Raw genomic sequence first — 16,821 nt, 5'->3', positions numbered from 1 at the left:
ATCTGATTATTTGAGTTTTAAAAATATCGCAACCGACATTTATTATACGATATAAATTAACCATACAAAAGAGATATTATTTATTGGTTTTACAACTTACTTTTATCTAATTTATTTTATCATAAGTTTTCATCAAATTCTATAGATATACTTTGCTCCTCTTCTTTTAAAACATTCATAGTCTTATATAGTTAAAATTCATGGTAGAATTTAATATTAAACTCCTCCAAATAATCACAAGCACAATGCTAAATACACAAGGTAGACTCTACTATTAACCTCTTCCTAAAAAAGACATAATAAAAAATAACGAAGCACATCTACTCTCGTAGTCACTTCGTTATTTATCATACCTACCGTTTAAATGAATTACTTTGTCTTATTTAGTAATCAAAGAGGCAAGTGCTTTATATAGATTTTTCCGGGATGCTGCGCCAAATTGTGTCGTCGTAATCATCAGCTCGTCTATTGCTAATTCATTCGCCAAATGAGTTAACTTTTGTTTGAGTTCTTCAAATGTTCCAATCAATTGAGACTGTAAATATGATTCTGCCATAAGTTGTTGTTGTTTACTCAATTTAATTTCATCAATATGACTCCAATCAACATTTTGAATCATACCAGCACTATTTAAATACTTAAGCATAGCTGCTTTTTTTAAATACTGCACTTCCTCTTCTGTTTGGCCACCAATAACTGAAACACTAACAATCATATTCTGATGTTGCTGACCTTGAGTCTCTTGATGATATGCTTTTACAGCTTTTTTCACATCATTCTGGTTAAATTGATAAGCATATACATAAGACAATTCTTTCTGTGAGGCGAGACGTGCACTTTCAACGCTTGAACCTAACACATATACAGGTGGTAACGGCACACTTTGAGGTATCGCCCGAATTTGTGACAATTCATTATTAATGACTTCATTATGATAGGAATCATAATTAAATAATTCCATTAATTGGGCATCTAAATCATTCGCTTTATATGGTTGAGTTGAACGTCGTAAAGCAAATGCAGTAAGACCATCCGTACCAGGGGCACGTCCGATACCTAAATCAACGCGATTAGGATAGAAAGCTTCCATCGTCTTAAATGACTCTGCAATTCTTAACGGGGAATGGTTAGGAATCATTATCCCACCTGAACCTACCCGTAAATGTGATGTGACACTTAATATTCTATTCATAATCGTTTCTGTAGCTGCACTTGCCACTGTAGGCAAGTTATGATGTTCTGCAATCCAGTAACGTCGATAACCTAGTTCGTCGACGCTCTTAGCTAACTCTAATGTATGATTCAACGCACTTCTATCATGCTCATTACCATCGACAGGAACTAAATCTAGTACAGATAAATTCATGTGATATTCACTCCTCTCAAATATCCATGATTAATCTTCATCGACGCCACCATTTAACAAGCCTTTAGCTGCAAGTTTAGTCATTAGTCGTGCATTACCTCTTCCTATATCACCCAGTTGTGTTTCAAAGATTTGATTAATAAATGTTTCAGTTTGATCTAAATAATGATGTCTCGTTTCGTCACTCACTGCAGGTACAGCTGTAAAATACTGTTGCGCTATATCTCGGAAACCTGTCATTCCGAATATATTATCCCATAAGATTTCGATAGCTTGATATTGCTGTGTTAATCCGATGTAAGGATCTGCTGAACCAAATGTGAATAGCGAGAAGACACGTTTATCTTTGAGTAATCCTTCCCCTTTTTTGTTATACGCAAAGCCTGAAATAAATACTTTATCAAAATACCCTTTTAAGAAACCTGGAACAGAACCAAACCATACTGGAGAGATTGTGATGATCGTATCAGCCCATAGGACATCTTCTTGCTCACGTCTTACTTCTGGAGTATATTCCTTTGTGACTGCTGCTTTTAAGTCTTCGCTTTCCATTGTTGCATTAAAGTTCATAGAGACTAAATCTTTTACTTTATACTCAGCCCCTTGTTTCTCAAGCGTTTCTACTGTACGATCTAAGATTGCTTTGTTGAAACTACCGTCATATGGATGTGCATAAACTACTAATACATTAGCCATTCATATCCCTCTTTCTAACTATTGTTATTTCTATTTTGAACAAATATATGGAATATGAATAGTACTGTTTTTTTTAGTAGCTACTCCATTTTATAGTTGAATTATGAGGAAACAAGGAATATAGCGATCGAAATTTTTATAGATTTTCTTCTCCCCAATCATACATATACTTGAGTATAGGTTCGAATTTCTTCCCTAGTTCAGTTAGTGAATACTCCACTTTAGGTGGAATTTCTTTATACACTTCACGATGGACCAAACCATCTCTTTCAAGTTCGCGTAATTGCTTCGTTAGCATAGATTGAGTTAATTCTGGAAACGTACGATTGATTTCTCCAAAACGACGAGGTGTTTCCGACACATACCATAGTAAGACTAACTTCCATTTTCCACCTACCAGTTTTTGAACTTTTGCTAAACCACAATCATGTGAATATTCCATTTCATTCATCTCCATTCAGTAAAAAAATCGTTCAATTTAACTCCCGTAATTATCCATTACTACCATAAAAGATACTAACTTCTTAAAAAAACAGTACTTGTTTTAAATTAATTACTGTTATAACGTTAATGCATTATTAATTTAGCATAATCATTTAAGGAGTGAAATAATATGTCCTCATCTAAACAAATGATACTAGGTGCTCAATGTACGAGCTATGGTGCTTCAAGTAGCGCTTGGAGAAATGAAGCAGCCGCCCCTGATCGTTTAACTAATTCAGATTCTATAATCGAATCTGTTAAAAAAGCTGAAGAAGGGAAATTTCACTTTATATTTATGGCAGATCATCCTGCTTTAAGAGACGATATCTCAACTTCTTCACCTTCTAGTACGATTGATCCTATCGTCATTGCAAGTCAACTCGTACGTGAAACAAATCACATCGGCATTGTTTTAACACAATCTACAACTTTTAACTATCCATATACTGTAGCTAGACAACTTAAAACTCTTGATGTATTGAGTAATGGAAGAATGGGCTGGAATGCTGTTACGACAAATGATCCTCGAATTGGTGCAAATTACGGAGAAACGATTGCTCCACGTCAAGAAAGATATGCACGTGCACACGAATTTATCCAAACTGTACAAGCACTTTGGGGGAGCTTTGGTCAAAATGCTATGAAAATGGACAAAGAAAGAGGCATATTTGCAGATACTTCAGAGATAGAACCTATCTTCGCCCAAGGTCAATATGTCTCTTCAAGAGGCCCCCTTCCTATCCCTGCCTCTCCACAGGGTCAACCTGTAATCTTCCAAGCAGGTGGAGGAGCAGAAGGTTTAGAACTAGCTGTAAATTATGCTTCAGGCATTTATTCCATCGCTTCAGACATCGAAAGTAGTCGCATGCATCAAGCAGAGTTAAAGTTAATGGGAGAACGACTAGGTAAAAATACAGAGCATATAAATATATTTATGGGACTTATCGTTACAGTTGGAGATACATTTGAAGATGCTTTAAATAAAAGAAGAGCTATGCTAAATGAAACAGTTGGAGGGCTCGAAGATAAAGTGATGCATTTATCACAACTCGTTGGCCTTAACATTCCTTACAGCATGTTACATGAATCACTTCCAGAAGAATGGTTAGCTATGCTAGAAGCTCATCCTTATCAACTCCATTCACAACGTGCAGTAAATCTATTTAAACAGGGCTATACTGTATTTGATGTTCTTGCACATGGCGTTACAGACTTTCACAGAACAATCATAGGAAGCCCAATTGATATTGCTAATGAGATGCAAGAACTCTTCGAACACGGTGGTTGTGACGGCTTTACTATTTCTCCTGACCGTTACTTCGATGGACTGCCTGACTTTGTGGATAAAGTGATTCCAGAACTACAAAAACGTGGCCTTTATCATACTGAATACGAAGGTCATACACTTCGTGACCACTTAAACGTGCCATATCAATATGGTCAGAATTAATAGTTGTATAATGGGTCAGCTCACAAATTTCTTATGAGCTGACTCTGTTTTTTTGATTGAAGTTATCTTAGGAAAAACCATGATTTACATTTCTACAAATTGCTCTAGAAAAGTAAGTTAATTTCCATTTGTATAGCTGTGGATAAATAAAGTTAACGCTTTGCCTTCTCCAAATAAAAGGTACGACATGAATAAAAATAACGACTTCGAAATAACATGATCTAATCCAAAATAGGTGGCTAAGTTAAACTTGAAATTTACGTATTTATTTGAGCTAAACTCATTGACAAATCGTTAAATAACGATTTATGATGCAAACATGGAAAAACTAGAAGTCTTTAAAGCATTATCAAGTCCGACAAGAATTCAAATACTAGATTGGTTAAAGGATCCCAAAAGTAACTTTGCTGACCAAAACGGTATTGATTTAGTTGAAATTGGAGTTTGTGTTAGCCAAATTAAAGATAAACTAAACATGACGCAATCCACAGCTTCACAACACCTATCTATATTGCATAAAGCAGGTCTTATCAATTATAAACGTTTGGGAAAGTGGACGTATTATAAAAGAAATGAAGAAGGCATTAAAAATGTAGGTGAAGTGATTAAGAAAGAACTATAATTATTGAGGTTGTAGTTCTTTTTATTTTTACTCAAACATATCGTTTTTTAACGATATGACGAAATGTTTTTCCATAATTTAAATAAAAGGAGTCTTTAGAATGAAAGCTTGGCAATTAGAGGACTTTGGTTTAGATAACCTAAAACAAGTTGAATTAGAAAAACCAGAAATTAATGAGGATCAAATTTTAATAAAAGTTAATTCTGCATCACTCAATTATAGAGATATTGCTATCGTTGAAGGTATATATACTCCTGAATTATTGAACTTTCCTTTTATACCAGTTTCAGATGCTTCAGGAGAAGTGGTAGAAATCGGTTCTAACGTTACTCAATTTAAAAAAGGAGATCGTGTCATTTCTCACATGTTTACGACATGGCTTGAAGGCCAACCCACAGGAGATGAACCATCACATGCATTAGGTGCTACAGTTAACGGTGGTCTTTCAGAATATATGGTATTAAATGCAGATGCAGCTGTGTTCTCTCCTGAAACACTTACAGACAACCAATCATCTACCTTGCCAGTAGCAGCATTTGTAAATTGGTTCTCATTAGTTGAATATGGAAATATTAAAGCAGGCGATAAAGTGCTAGTTCAAGGCACAGGAGGCGTGTCTATATTTGCGATTCAAATTGCTTCTGCATTAGGCGCTGAAGTTATTGTCACAAGCAGCAGTGACGAAAAGTTAGAAAAAGCTAAAGAACTTGGAGCTTCTCACTTCATTAACTATAAAAAACATCCTGATTGGGAAAAAGAAGTTCAAAAATTAACGAATGGTAAAGGCGTAGAGCATATTATCGAAGTCGTTGGTGGCTCAAGTATTGCTAAATCTATAGAAGCCTTAGCTTTTCAAGGTCATATATATGTCATTGGTTTCCTTGAAGATATGGAAGCGAACGTTAATTTATTCTCACTTCTTTCTAAACAAGCTAAAATACAAGGCATTAATGTAGGCCATCATAGAGCATTTGAAGATTTCACTAAGGCGTTAAATCAAATAAGTATCGACCCTGTGATTGATACAGTATATTCGTTTGATCAAGCTAAAGAGGCATATGAACATCAAGCTAAAGGTGCTTTCGGAAAAATTGTTATTGATTTTAACAAATAATCTCATCTAGGTTAATCAATTTTTCCATAGTACTCCCTTTTCAAGGGATATTAAAAAACACTTCCGTTCTATTCATTAAAGATGAAAATGCGGAAGTGTTTATTTATATTATTTTGAAACTAATCCTAGTTTTTCAAATTATAGAGTTTCTCCTGTTGCTTCACTATTTATATGCAATTTTTACGAATTACTTCATTCGTAATTTCTTTCTTATTATTAATAGCATCAAGAATTTATTTCTGTTGTTCCTTAGTTAATTCCATACCTTCAAGCGAAAGATTTTTAGCGATTTGTTTGTTAACTTTTGAATCAATGGTAATCATATTATAGTCTCCTGATGATAATGTTATACCATAGTCTTTTTAAAGTTATTAATATCCAATCAATGTAATTAATCTAATACTTCTTGTAAGGTTAGTAATTTCTAACGTCACTTATGATAACTTTCGCCATATTAGTAATTTTGCTAAAAATATTCATAATCTATCCTTATTCAAAAATCGTATTAACTACTACAGCCATATTAATCGTGATTGGACCACTTTCATTTTGGTTATTAGAAGCAAATAATGTATTAAAAAACGATAATTGGATTGTTCAAATTTTTAAATCTGTTTTCCAATCGATATCAACTAGAACTGCTGGATTCAATACCGTTGACATAGGTCAATTACACGACTCTATTCTATTTATATTTGTTTATTAATGTTTATTGGTGCCGCACCTATGAGTACCGGTGGTGGTATAAAAGTTACGACCTTTGCTATCATTATCGTATATTTATATTCTTTATTAAAAGGTCAGACACATCCACATATATTTAAGAAGAGTATTATGCCGGAACAAATAAATAAAGCAATAACTATATGTTTTTTATCAAGTTCTTTAATTTTTATCTCAACATTGAGTGTTTTAATTCAAAATTCAAAACTTGATATAACAAAGGTGTTATTTGAAACGATTTCAGCTTTTGCGACGGTTGGGCTTTCAACTGGCATAACCGCTGATTTAAATTCAATGTCTAAAATTATACTCATCTTACTAATGATAGTTGGTAAAATAGGCGTACTCATTATCATTTCGATATTTGTACACCCCAAAAAAGAGTTATATTTGTACTCAACAGAAAAGATTCATTTATAATTCTATAAAATAATCGCCCGAGCCGTAGTGAACTACAGAATCGGGCGAATTTGTTATTGTGAAAATTTTGCGAGGCAGTCTAACCAGTCTTGATGTCCATTAATCATAGGGTGATTCTTGTCTTGTGCCATTTGTTGTGCTGGTATGCCTATTTGTGATTCTTGCGTTAAAATTCTTAATCTATTTAGTGGTAATTTTTCGATCAGCCATGCGTGATAGACGTCTAAGAAGTCATCTCCTGTAGAATTGTTCCAACCATGCCAAGCGATACGAGCAACACCTTCTTTGATGATGAGTTCTTCAACTTTCGCTTCAATATCAAATCCAAATGTTTTAAATTTGAAACGTGTATCTTGTTGTAATTTAGACGATGTTTGATGATACATATGAATATCACTACTATTTTTATAATATTGTTCCCATTTTGAAGTATCGATAAGATTTTCTATAACAGTTTCAAAACTTAAATCTTTTACTATTATTTCATTAGAAGCAAAATTATCAGTAGTACCTGGTAATCATTTTTGTGGCCAATTAATTTCATTTAACATATTATCTCTCCTATTTATTAAAGTAGAGATAAATATAGCACCGTTTAATTTCCTTGAGAAGACTGCACTTTTTTGTAAGTTAGTACCCAAAAAGTAACTATACCAGTTTAATAATTGCTATGTTGAATAATAGAATCTCCCATATATTCTTCTCCCCAGTTACACATTTCATTTAAAATAGTTTCTAAAGTCTTACCATACTCTGTGATGTAATATTCTGTCTTAGGAGGCACTTCTGGATAAATCACTTTTTCAATAAATCCATCTTGTTGTAACTCTTTCAATTGTTGGCTTAACATCTTAGGTGTAGCTTGAGGTAATCGCTTTTGTAATTCATTAAATCTTAATTTATCATCCAATAAATACCATAGAATAATCGGTTTATATTTGCCTCCTATTAAACTGATAATTGCTTCAACAGGACAATTAAACAATCTTTCTTTCATATTTAACCTCTCCTTTCCCCTACCTACTTATGATAACTTTCTCCACGCATAATCTTAAACGCACGATAGACTTGCTCGATTAAGACGACCCGCATCATTTGATGTGGAAAGGTCATCTTGCTAAATGAAAGTGCGTAATCACTGCGATTTAAGATGTCCTGGTGTAAGCCATTTGAACCTCCGATGATGAATGTGAAGTCGCTTTGACCTTGTGTCATGCGTCGATCCAGTTCTTTCGCAAGCCCTTCTGATGTCAGCATCTTTCCTTCAATTTCTAAAGTAATGACTGTGGATTGGGGTTTAATCTTATTAAGGAGGCGCTCTCCTTCTTTCGCTTTCACTTGTTCAACTTCTTTGTCACTTAGGTTCTCTGGTGCTTTTTCGTCAGGGACTTCCACAATATCAATCTTCGTATAGCTACCTAAACGTTTTTCATATTCTGCAATTGCTTGTTTCCAGTATTTTTCTTTGAGCTTTCCCACTGCGAGTATAGTGATTTTCACAATTTGACCTCCTACACATGTTGATAATACTTGAGTTATCCTAATTATCCACAAGTTATTCACTTGTTCACAGTATTCCCTCTTAGTTATCTCTATTATACATCATAAATTTTACAAAATTTACGAGTTATACACAAAAAGAAAGTGATTTTCTGTGTATATGTGGATAAGTCTGTGAATAATGTGGGTATGTGACTGTGAATTGTTCACAACTCTGGATAACTCTGCACAATTTAGTGGATAACTTGCCGTCGGTCTTACATTTTTATTCACAACCTTAACGTTATTTTTACAATATTAAGGTTGAAACCTTATCCGATCACCTTTCTGTGTCTTATTATCTTTATACAATAACACTTTCACGTATGCAAAGGGGTCATACTACCTACCGTCTTAAAGTTAAAAATTTGAATTAAGTCCGTATGATTCTTAATAAACTGAACCATTTTTATCCTCTAACTGCATAAAAAACACGTCCCCTTAAACCAGGGACGTGCGCTCCACTTATTATAATGTATAAATCGGCGTTGCTTCCGCTTTATCTGTATCGCAAAGCTTCACTTCGTTATCTGAATCAATATCATGCTCTTTCAACACTTGACCAACACTCATACGTGCTAAATCTTTCATATTATTGTCTTGAGATAAGTGAGAAAGATAAATACGTTTCGTGTTATCAGTTATCACATCTGTCATCGCAAGACCCGCGTCTTCGTTCGATACGTGACCCATATCACTCAAGATACGTTGTTTCGTCTTCCAAGGGTAGCGACACATGCGCAACATATCCACATCATGATTACTCTCGAACATAAAGGCGTCACTGCCTTTAATAATGCCTTTCATACGATCTGAAACGTAACCTGTGTCAGTGAGAATCGTAAATTTCTTGCCGTTATTGTGGAACACGTAAAATTGTGGATCGATCGCATCATGTGAAACATTAAAAGATTCCACATCAAATCCTGCAAGAGATTTCGTCTCATAAGGATTAAAAATGAATTTCTGATCCATCGGGATGCGACTGTCTTTCTTCTCAATTGCTGACCACGTCTTCTCGTTCGCATAAATCGGTAGTCCGTATTTACGAGCCAACACACCTAAACCTTTAATATGATCTGCGTGTTCATGTGTAACGAGAATTCCATTGACGTTCTTAATCTCTTTATCTATTTGGCTAAAAAGCCCTTCCATCTTCTTGCCTGTTAATCCTGCATCGACCAACAAGCTTCCTTTATCACTTTCGACATAAGTGGCATTTCCAGTACTACCACTCGCTAAGACACTCATTCGTATCAAGCGATTCACCCTTTCTCATATTCCTAACTCTACCTATATTATTTTTTGAAATTTATACTTCGGGCATACTACCTGCAGTGATACGGCAGTCTGACCTGTCTATCTTAATTATGCCCTAAACCCTTGTGTATTCAGCGTTTAAGACTTTATTAATAGTAAGCTTTGCTGTCGTATCTTTAAGCCTACTATTCCTTCATTTACGTCCGATTTTAAATAACAATCACATTATACTATATCAGTTTAAAAACTGCTTGAGCAATCAACCTGTTTCTTGAAAACATAAGAGAACAATTCTTAAAACTGTAATAAACAAGCGCTTTAAAGATGTATCGAGACGCTTTTGAGTGAACTAAGCTACAATGAAAATCCATTTTTTCGAGCTATTTAAGCGACAAAAAACGAGATTAATGTAGTCCATTAGACAAGCGAAAATCATCTAAAAACATCAGTATATATTTTTAAATCTCTATTTTTCTCTCATTTTCCTCACAGCCCCCTTTTCTTTTTCATGAATTATCGTTAGACTAGAGTCATTATATTTTTAAAAATTCTTACTTTTTAGATAAATAGTAATAAAGGGGGACGTTTTTATGAATAAGCAAATACAACTTTGGAAAGATTGGCGACTACACACGTTAACATTCATAATTGTGCTCATTTCAGAAGGTATCGGAACGCACAAATTTAATTTAGGACCCACGTCCCTCTTATTAATGCCCGTCGTCTACGCGGTTATTCTAGGTCTCATCGCGTATTTTACTCCGCTCGTCAAAAAGAAACAGGCTAAGAACGCTGAACCAATGGTATTTATCGCCGTCGCGCTACTCATCGCAAAGTTTGGTGTGGAAGCTGGGCCCGCACTACCTAAGATTATCGCTGCTGGACCGGCACTCATTTTACAAGAACTTGGTAACCTAGCGACAATACTCATCTCACTGCCTATCGCAATCCTGCTTGGCTTGAAACGTGAAACAATCGGAATGACTCATTCTATCGGTCGCGAAGTCAATCTCGCACTCATCACTGAAAGATACAAGACGAACTCACCTGAGTGGCAAGGTGTAATGTCTATGTATATCTTCGGCACGATATTTGGGGCAATCTTCTTTAGTGTCTTCTCTGGCGTGCTCATCTCAATCTTGCCGCTTCATCCACTGTCATTTGCTATGGCTACTGGCGTAGGAAGTGGCGTAATGACGACTGCAGCTCTAGGGCCATTGGTAGAAGCCTTTCCAGACCAAGCGAGTACCCTTGCTGCATTCTCAGGTACAAGTAACTTACTGACATCTGTCACTGGACTATACATGGCGATCGTCTTTGCTTTACCGTTGACTGAAAAATACTATGCACTTTTAACGAAAGTGAAAGGGAAATTCTCTCAAGTAAAGGGGTGGGACAATGACTTCTCAAATTAAAAATTGGAGCATGACGCTCGTTGTCGTAGGATTAATTTCACTCATTAACAACTGGTTCGGTTACCATCATGGCCCATTTAAAGCTCTGCCAGGAATTGTGGCACTGATGGCGATCGCTTTCATCGGAATGCTCTTGGGACGTCTCATTCCATTGAGTATTCCAAGTATCGCTTACATCGGCGTCCTAGGCTTAATCCTGACAATTCCTGGTGTGCCAGGTGCTGCTCACATCGCACATTGGACGAAACAAGTTGATTTGATGGCACTTGCGACACCTGTAGTAGCTTATGCCGGTATCTCAATCGGTAACTCTTGGTTAGCTTTCCTCAAGCTCGGTTGGAGAACGATTATCGTCGGCATGGTCGTCTTGATTAGCACTTATGTAGGCTCAGCTGTCGTTGCAGAAATCGTCCTACGCATTCAAGGCATGGTTTAATTCGTTGTGAGTAAAATGCGTTACGATTCACAGCAGATGAATTCAAAATAACTACATTACCACGAACTCTATACTTCCATGAGAGTGATAATATATCTCTGTACTTTTTAAATAAATAAAAAGTAGATGGTAAGAGGAAAAGAGTTAACATTATTTTGTTTTAAGGACGGCTTGAGACGCTTGAGGGATTACGGTCGCAACGAAAATCCTTAAAATTTTGAAAACAGTAGTTTTACACTCCTTCCAATAAAAAAGCGTACACACCGCCTCACAGTGTGTACGCTTTTTTCATTTTCACGTATCATCCTTCAGCTACTCTTTAATAATCTTAGGATTATCAGAAATCGCCTCGACATAATACGTCTTCGTTTCATCTTTATGCTTCACGGTCACTTCCCAATTCGCTTGCAACACCTGTACATTTGGTTCACGCACAACTGTGTAATAGCCTAGACGAATTTGAGTGACTTCATCATTCCGCTTCAAGTAACGATTAAAGTACATCGCCTCTAACGCTTTCTTTGCACTGATGACTTGCTTCGCATCATTATTCTCACCTTTAGAAGGCCCGATCGTCTTCATCGCGGACTGTTGATAACTTTTCGCTTTATCATTATCAATATTGAACGTTAGTCGCGCTTTCTTGTTATTCATAATCGGATAGCCACCGTATGTTTGTTCAAACGTGGCACTTTTACTATCCATATCACTAAGCTGATAATGCTTGCCATCATAAACGTTCTTATTCACGTAATCCTTGAGATCCGAAACGTTGTCCGCACTCACGGGCACCTGCTTGTCGATATCTACCTTCACATGCGCGCCGTCATCCTCTACATGCTTGTCAGAATTCCCTTTCGCCGCTTGAGTGAAATCATTGGACCGTGCCGTCAGTAGCTGCATCTTTACACCGTCGACACTTGGGATATCATTCGGAAGTTTAATCTGCTCTTGTTTAAAATTCACTTCGTTCTCTTCTTTACTCTCATGAATATGAGATTTCTTCACTTTGTCTACGTAAATGACGACGAGGCTGATGTTCACTAGAATAAATACTAAGATAAATAACGTCTTTGCATATTTCCAATTCATTTATTCTAGCCCCCCATCATTGTCATAGGCGTACCATTTGCCATCATATTCGATGTACCAATGTGGTTTGAACTCACTGTTGCGTTGCACTTCGATATCGTCTTTGTCAGGTTGATCGACGCGTTTGTAACCAATTGTGATGTTATTGACCTTTTCAAAATCAATATTTGGGTTATTGGCCAAGGCTGAGCGTACTTTTTCGGCACCCTGCAGTTTCTCATCTTTCTCGCCACTATCAATCGTGACATTGGATTTCAACAATGCACGTGCGTAGCTATAGATACCATCTTCGCTCCAGGAGACTTTCACTGTATTTAAGTCGCCTGAATTAAACGTCGGACGTCCGTTGAGGAACATCTGATACGTGAGTTGACCGGACTTGTTATCTGTGTGGAACAGTCTAAAGTCATCTGTGAAACCGCCATGTTCATTGATGTAATCAAACGTACCTGGAATCGTTTCATGCATATTCTTCGACGTTGCTTTATCTTCAGACAAGTTATTGTATTTATATTTCTCAGTCTTATTGTCATAGTTAGCAACGCCCGTATTGTTGTTGTACATAGTCGCTCCATTCTTCGCACTGCGCACGACAACGGAATCGTTAAAGAGTACGGAATTCATTTTATCCACACTAATGTGGTTGTAAATCGTACGATAAGACTTCAGATGCTTCGGTGATTTCGGCGCAAAGATATGTGTCGCACTATCGATCGTATCTTTATTCGTAATCATCTCTGAATAAGGTTCCATGTCTTTCTTCAAGGCTGCAACTGTCTTATTAACCGAACTTGCTTTTGAAGATAACGTCATACGAACGACGTCATGTCGGTTTTTACTAATCGCATAAAGCTGAATCTTATTGTCATGCGACTGATCAATCAATAAGCGATTAAACTTAAAGTTGCTCGGCACTTTCGCACTGATGTTCAACACGTCCCCGAGATATGTCGCTAGCGGCATGTCATAGGTGAAATCGAGCACGAGAAACTCATCGGTCAGATCAGGGATGATGAGGTTGTGATCGCTGTGCATCTGATCTGAATGCGTCACGTGCTGATTCTTAAGCGGTTTCAGAACGGTCGACACGTTCTGACGTGATGCGACCATACCTTCTGGATGATCCGCCTTCGAATAGATGATTTGATAAGGTGTGATCACCTCGCTCATATCCACGTTATTCGTCTTACCTATCGACTGTGAAGCGTGATCTTTATTCGTCTCTTTATCAACCGTTTGTAAGTCTGGCGTGAACTTCCATGTCATATAGGTCAGAACGAGGCTCATCAGTACAAGTAGGGCTAGGATGACCGTCTTGATATGTTCTTTACTCCGCATCCCAATCACCATCTTCTATGACTTCACATGGAAGCGTGATAAAGACTGACGTACCTTGGCCTTCGACACTGTTAGCCCAGATACGACCATTGTGTGCCTCAACAATTTCTTTGGAAATCGCGAGACCGAGACCCGTACCACCCATTTTACGCGTACGAGCTTTGTCCACACGGTAGAAGCGGTCGAAGATCTTATCTACTTTGTTGATTGGAATACCGATACCGTTGTCCTTGATGCGAATTGTCATACGGTGGTAAACGGCATTCTGTTTCACGTGAAACTCAACCCGCTTCTCGCCACGAGAATATTTCATCGCATTGGTAATGACGTTGTCGAACACTTGCGTCATCTTGTCTGGATCGATTTCGGTAAAAATAGTCTCATTCGGAATTTCACGCACGAACGTCGTATCTTTCGCCGACATCTCATGACGATTAATAATCTTGTTGATAAACATGTTAAAGTCGACAATCTCTTTCGTGATTTGATCGGATTCGTTATCCATACGTGAGAGTTGTAGTAAATCGTTAACGAGACGAATCATTCGCTCTGTCTCCTCACGCGTCACGTTTAAGAAACTAGGCGCAATCTCTTCATCTCTCCAAGCACCTTCTTCGAGTGCTTCAATATAACTATTCATTGAGGTTAATGGCGTACGCAATTCGTGTGACACGTTTGCTACGAACTCACGACGTTCACGTTCAACTTGTTGTTGTTCAGTAACATCATGAAGCACGGCGATATAACCTGTCACAAAGCCTGTCTCTTGTACGATACGGCTAAAGTTAATTCGGGCAATGATACCTTCCGCTTCGTTGATATCGAGCAAGAAACTATCGTTATTCTCTTGTATCTCGTCGAGTGAGAAATCTTCTTCTAGCTTTAAAATGTTAAGCATATGCTGACCGATAATTTCATCTTTCATCATGCCCATCATCTTCAATGCCATATCATTGACGATACGCACACGACCTCGACGATCGGTCGCAATAATACCATCACTCATGTGCGTGATGACAGAATCCAGTCGACGTTTCTCACTTTCTGTATTCGCTTGTGCCTCTTGAACACGTTTCGATAAGTTGTTGAACGCGAGGGCGAGCTCACCTATTTCGTCGTTACCATAAATCTTCACACGCTGCGTATAGTTACCTTTAGACATCTCAATCGTTTGGTTACGCATATCCGTAATCGGCTTCGTAATCGTACGCGCGATAAAGAAACCGAGCACAATCGTGATGATGAGTGAAATCGCCGTACCTACGATAAAGATTTGGTTGATATTATTCAGTTGGTCATACACGTTATTGATGTCTGATTCGATATAAATGTTGCCAATCGTACCTTTGCTTGTCTTTACAGGTAGATTGTAAACCCAGACACGTTGCTTACCGTTACCGTAATCTTTAAGCACAGTATGACTATTCGATTCACCTAGAGATAATGCTTTTTGAATCGAATTATCGTTCACTTTTTGATTTATTAGACTGCGGGTAGACTGCTTCGACGTCGCCACAATGATTTGATCTTTATCGATGAAGCGAATTTCTTCGATTTCTTGACGGTTCGCATACTCATTTAATAAGTTCTGAACTTCCTTTTGACTGTTGACCGATTTGTCATCTTGATAGACTTTCTCTATGCCAAGTTCAATCTGTTTCGCATATTGGGAAATATTACTTTTAAACGTTTGCGTCTGTTCTTTCTCCAAACTATTGGTAAAATACAATCCAATGATCTGCATACCAATAATAATGAGTAGGACATAGACGATTACCAGCTTAGTATGAAGTGATTGAAACTGTTTAAACCATTTCATCTCAGACGACCTCTAGTCATGTTGTTGAAGGAAATATCCAACACCACGACGCGTCACAATATATTCTGGATGAGAAGGATCATCTTCAATTTTTTCACGTAAGCGACGAATCGTTACGTCTACAGTACGCACGTCACCAAAGTAATCATAGCCCCATACCGTTTGTAGCAAGTGTTCACGTGTCATCACTTGACCCATGTGTTTAGATAGATAATGGAATAATTCGAATTCACGATGTGTTAATTCGATATTTTTACCACGCTTGCGAATGGAGTATGCATCAGGATAAACCACGATGTCTTTGATTGAAATTTCATTTGTCGCATTATCGTCTTCTTCTTGAGCTGGTTTAGAATAATGACGACGTAAGTTCGCTTTCACACGCGCGATAAGCTCACGTGTACTGAATGGTTTCGTTACGTAGTCATCTGCGCCTAACTCTAAGCCCAATACTTTATCAATCTCAGAGTCTTTCGCTGTTAACATGATAATCGGCATTTCATATTTCTTGCGGACTTCACGACATACTTCCATACCATCACGTCCAGGAAGCATAATGTCGAGTAAGACGATGTCCGGTTCTTCATCATAGATTAAGTCCACTGCGTCATTACCGTCGTAAGCACAGTGCACTTCATAACCTTCTTTCTTCAAATTAAATTCTAAAATATCTGCAATTGGTTTTTCGTCATCAACTACTACAACTTTTCTAGCCATAATTTAAACCTCATTTCTCAATTGTAGTACGCATAGATTTATTATTTCATATGTCTCTACTTTATAATTTACCATTAAAGCTATACTAATTCTATGATTCAACGTAAGAAACATATAATAGTAGATTCTCTCATGATATCATCTCTGGTGTCTTTTCAGAAAAGTTATGATTGATGGATAGGAACCTAAAATATAAAAATCTATAGTGTTTATTTCTTCTCCTTTTTAGCAACTATAATGATTATTTCAATACTCTGTGACATAATAGCTTTTATTTTCAATGTTTTGACTCTCGCTTGCATGGGAGAAGTACAGAAATCTATGATTTCGT

Annotated in this window: 16 protein-coding genes and 1 pseudogene; 6 read left to right on the top strand and 11 right to left on the bottom strand. The window is 37.0% G+C overall.

Translation table 11 applies throughout. The annotated features are described in order from the left end of the window. Window positions 1–379 precede the first annotated feature (379 nt). The 3 genes from HMPREF2802_RS09900 to HMPREF2802_RS09890 form a co-directional block, all read right to left on the bottom strand. Complete coding sequence (locus HMPREF2802_RS09900) at window positions 380–1,366, bottom strand: MsnO8 family LLM class oxidoreductase (protein WP_070504137.1); 987 nt, start codon at window positions 1,364–1,366, stop codon at window positions 380–382. Window positions 1,367–1,396: 30 nt separating this feature from the next. Next, window positions 1,397–2,062, bottom strand: a complete 666-nt coding sequence (locus HMPREF2802_RS09895) for an NAD(P)H-dependent oxidoreductase (RefSeq protein WP_070504135.1) — start codon at window positions 2,060–2,062, stop codon at window positions 1,397–1,399. 136 nt (window positions 2,063–2,198) lie between these two features. Further along, window positions 2,199–2,504: a winged helix-turn-helix transcriptional regulator gene (locus HMPREF2802_RS09890; RefSeq protein WP_242249967.1), complete on the bottom strand. Its 306-nt coding sequence runs from the start codon at window positions 2,502–2,504 to the stop codon at window positions 2,199–2,201. 171 nt (window positions 2,505–2,675) lie between these two features. Between HMPREF2802_RS09890 and HMPREF2802_RS09885 the strand changes: the two genes are divergently transcribed. From HMPREF2802_RS09885 to HMPREF2802_RS12490, 4 genes and pseudogenes are all read left to right on the top strand, one after another. Continuing rightward, window positions 2,676–3,995 carry an NtaA/DmoA family FMN-dependent monooxygenase gene (locus HMPREF2802_RS09885; RefSeq protein ID WP_070504132.1) on the top strand — a complete coding sequence of 440 codons (1,320 nt, stop codon included), beginning with the start codon at window positions 2,676–2,678 and terminating at the stop codon, window positions 3,993–3,995. 319 nt (window positions 3,996–4,314) lie between these two features. After that, window positions 4,315–4,617 carry an ArsR/SmtB family transcription factor gene (locus HMPREF2802_RS09880; RefSeq protein WP_070504129.1) on the top strand — a complete coding sequence of 101 codons (303 nt, stop codon included), beginning with the start codon at window positions 4,315–4,317 and terminating at the stop codon, window positions 4,615–4,617. A 100-nt stretch (window positions 4,618–4,717) separates the two neighbouring features. Beyond that, a complete protein-coding gene (locus tag HMPREF2802_RS09875) occupies window positions 4,718–5,731 on the top strand; it encodes a zinc-dependent alcohol dehydrogenase family protein (RefSeq protein WP_070504126.1) in 1,014 nt (337 codons plus the stop codon). A 436-nt stretch (window positions 5,732–6,167) separates the two neighbouring features. Then, a pseudogene (locus HMPREF2802_RS12490) lies at window positions 6,168–6,874 on the top strand (potassium transporter TrkG). Window positions 6,875–6,927: 53 nt separating this feature from the next. Here the strand turns inward: HMPREF2802_RS12490 and HMPREF2802_RS09865 are convergent. The 4 genes from HMPREF2802_RS09865 to HMPREF2802_RS09850 form a co-directional block, all read right to left on the bottom strand. After that, window positions 6,928–7,260 carry an SRPBCC family protein gene (locus tag HMPREF2802_RS09865; RefSeq protein WP_218085172.1) on the bottom strand — a complete coding sequence of 111 codons (333 nt, stop codon included), beginning with the start codon at window positions 7,258–7,260 and terminating at the stop codon, window positions 6,928–6,930. A gap of 272 nt (window positions 7,261–7,532) precedes the next feature. Then, window positions 7,533–7,871, bottom strand: coding sequence for a winged helix-turn-helix transcriptional regulator (locus HMPREF2802_RS09860; RefSeq protein ID WP_070504120.1), 339 nt, complete (start codon window positions 7,869–7,871; stop codon window positions 7,533–7,535). Between the two features lie 23 nt (window positions 7,872–7,894). Beyond that, window positions 7,895–8,374 (bottom strand): 23S rRNA (pseudouridine(1915)-N(3))-methyltransferase RlmH, encoded by a 480-nt coding sequence (gene rlmH, locus HMPREF2802_RS09855; RefSeq protein ID WP_070504118.1) that lies wholly within the window; start codon window positions 8,372–8,374, stop codon window positions 7,895–7,897. Between the two features lie 507 nt (window positions 8,375–8,881). After that, window positions 8,882–9,682, bottom strand: coding sequence for an MBL fold metallo-hydrolase (locus HMPREF2802_RS09850; protein ID WP_002472777.1), 801 nt, complete (start codon window positions 9,680–9,682; stop codon window positions 8,882–8,884). 581 nt (window positions 9,683–10,263) lie between these two features. Between HMPREF2802_RS09850 and HMPREF2802_RS09845 the strand changes: the two genes are divergently transcribed. Continuing rightward, window positions 10,264–11,088, top strand: a complete 825-nt coding sequence (locus HMPREF2802_RS09845) for a DUF3100 domain-containing protein (protein ID WP_070504115.1) — start codon at window positions 10,264–10,266, stop codon at window positions 11,086–11,088. Beyond that, complete coding sequence (locus HMPREF2802_RS09840; RefSeq protein WP_070504112.1) at window positions 11,072–11,524, top strand: hypothetical protein; 453 nt, start codon at window positions 11,072–11,074, stop codon at window positions 11,522–11,524. Before HMPREF2802_RS09845 ends, HMPREF2802_RS09840 begins: the two co-directional genes overlap by 17 nt. A gap of 312 nt (window positions 11,525–11,836) precedes the next feature. On the opposite strand, the gene HMPREF2802_RS09835 is transcribed toward HMPREF2802_RS09840, so the two are convergent. The 4 genes from HMPREF2802_RS09835 to yycF are packed head-to-tail and all read right to left on the bottom strand — an operon-like array spanning window position 11,837 to window position 16,490. Continuing rightward, window positions 11,837–12,616: a two-component system regulatory protein YycI gene (locus tag HMPREF2802_RS09835; protein ID WP_070504109.1), complete on the bottom strand. Its 780-nt coding sequence runs from the start codon at window positions 12,614–12,616 to the stop codon at window positions 11,837–11,839. Next, window positions 12,617–13,954: a YycH family regulatory protein gene (locus HMPREF2802_RS09830; protein ID WP_070504106.1), complete on the bottom strand. Its 1,338-nt coding sequence runs from the start codon at window positions 13,952–13,954 to the stop codon at window positions 12,617–12,619. After that, entirely contained in the window at window positions 13,944–15,773 is a 1,830-nt protein-coding gene (gene walK, locus HMPREF2802_RS09825) for a cell wall metabolism sensor histidine kinase WalK (RefSeq protein WP_070504103.1), read from the bottom strand. The genes HMPREF2802_RS09830 and walK overlap by 11 nt, the downstream gene beginning before the upstream one ends. Before the next feature lie 12 nt (window positions 15,774–15,785). Continuing rightward, window positions 15,786–16,490: a response regulator YycF gene (gene yycF, locus HMPREF2802_RS09820; protein WP_002472735.1), complete on the bottom strand. Its 705-nt coding sequence runs from the start codon at window positions 16,488–16,490 to the stop codon at window positions 15,786–15,788. Window positions 16,491–16,821: the final 331 nt, after the last annotated feature.

Origin of the sequence: Staphylococcus sp. HMSC071G07 (genome assembly GCF_001811435.1) — a bacterium.
Classification (GTDB): domain Bacteria; phylum Bacillota; class Bacilli; order Staphylococcales; family Staphylococcaceae; genus Staphylococcus; species Staphylococcus pettenkoferi.
This window is presented reverse-complemented; position numbering and strand designations above follow the sequence as displayed.

What these genes read in the sequence shown, in the direction of transcription:
- HMPREF2802_RS09900 (WP_070504137.1), bottom strand. Translation starts at nt 1,366, where the DNA reads ATGAATTTATCTGTACTAGATTTAGTTCCTGTCGATGGTAATGAGCAT.
- HMPREF2802_RS09895 (WP_070504135.1), bottom strand. Translation starts at nt 2,062, where the DNA reads ATGGCTAATGTATTAGTAGTTTATGCACATCCATATGACGGTAGTTTC.
- HMPREF2802_RS09890 (WP_242249967.1), bottom strand. Translation starts at nt 2,504, where the DNA reads ATGGAATATTCACATGATTGTGGTTTAGCAAAAGTTCAAAAACTGGTA.
- HMPREF2802_RS09885 (WP_070504132.1), top strand. Translation starts at nt 2,676, where the DNA reads ATGTCCTCATCTAAACAAATGATACTAGGTGCTCAATGTACGAGCTAT.
- HMPREF2802_RS09880 (WP_070504129.1), top strand. Translation starts at nt 4,315, where the DNA reads ATGGAAAAACTAGAAGTCTTTAAAGCATTATCAAGTCCGACAAGAATT.
- HMPREF2802_RS09875 (WP_070504126.1), top strand. Translation starts at nt 4,718, where the DNA reads ATGAAAGCTTGGCAATTAGAGGACTTTGGTTTAGATAACCTAAAACAA.
- HMPREF2802_RS09865 (WP_218085172.1), bottom strand. Translation starts at nt 7,260, where the DNA reads ATGTATCATCAAACATCGTCTAAATTACAACAAGATACACGTTTCAAA.
- HMPREF2802_RS09860 (WP_070504120.1), bottom strand. Translation starts at nt 7,871, where the DNA reads ATGAAAGAAAGATTGTTTAATTGTCCTGTTGAAGCAATTATCAGTTTA.
- HMPREF2802_RS09845 (WP_070504115.1), top strand. Translation starts at nt 10,264, where the DNA reads ATGAATAAGCAAATACAACTTTGGAAAGATTGGCGACTACACACGTTA.
- HMPREF2802_RS09840 (WP_070504112.1), top strand. Translation starts at nt 11,072, where the DNA reads ATGACTTCTCAAATTAAAAATTGGAGCATGACGCTCGTTGTCGTAGGA.
- HMPREF2802_RS09835 (WP_070504109.1), bottom strand. Translation starts at nt 12,616, where the DNA reads ATGAATTGGAAATATGCAAAGACGTTATTTATCTTAGTATTTATTCTA.
- HMPREF2802_RS09830 (WP_070504106.1), bottom strand. Translation starts at nt 13,954, where the DNA reads ATGCGGAGTAAAGAACATATCAAGACGGTCATCCTAGCCCTACTTGTA.
- walK (WP_070504103.1), bottom strand. Translation starts at nt 15,773, where the DNA reads ATGAAATGGTTTAAACAGTTTCAATCACTTCATACTAAGCTGGTAATC.
- yycF (WP_002472735.1), bottom strand. Translation starts at nt 16,490, where the DNA reads ATGGCTAGAAAAGTTGTAGTAGTTGATGACGAAAAACCAATTGCAGAT.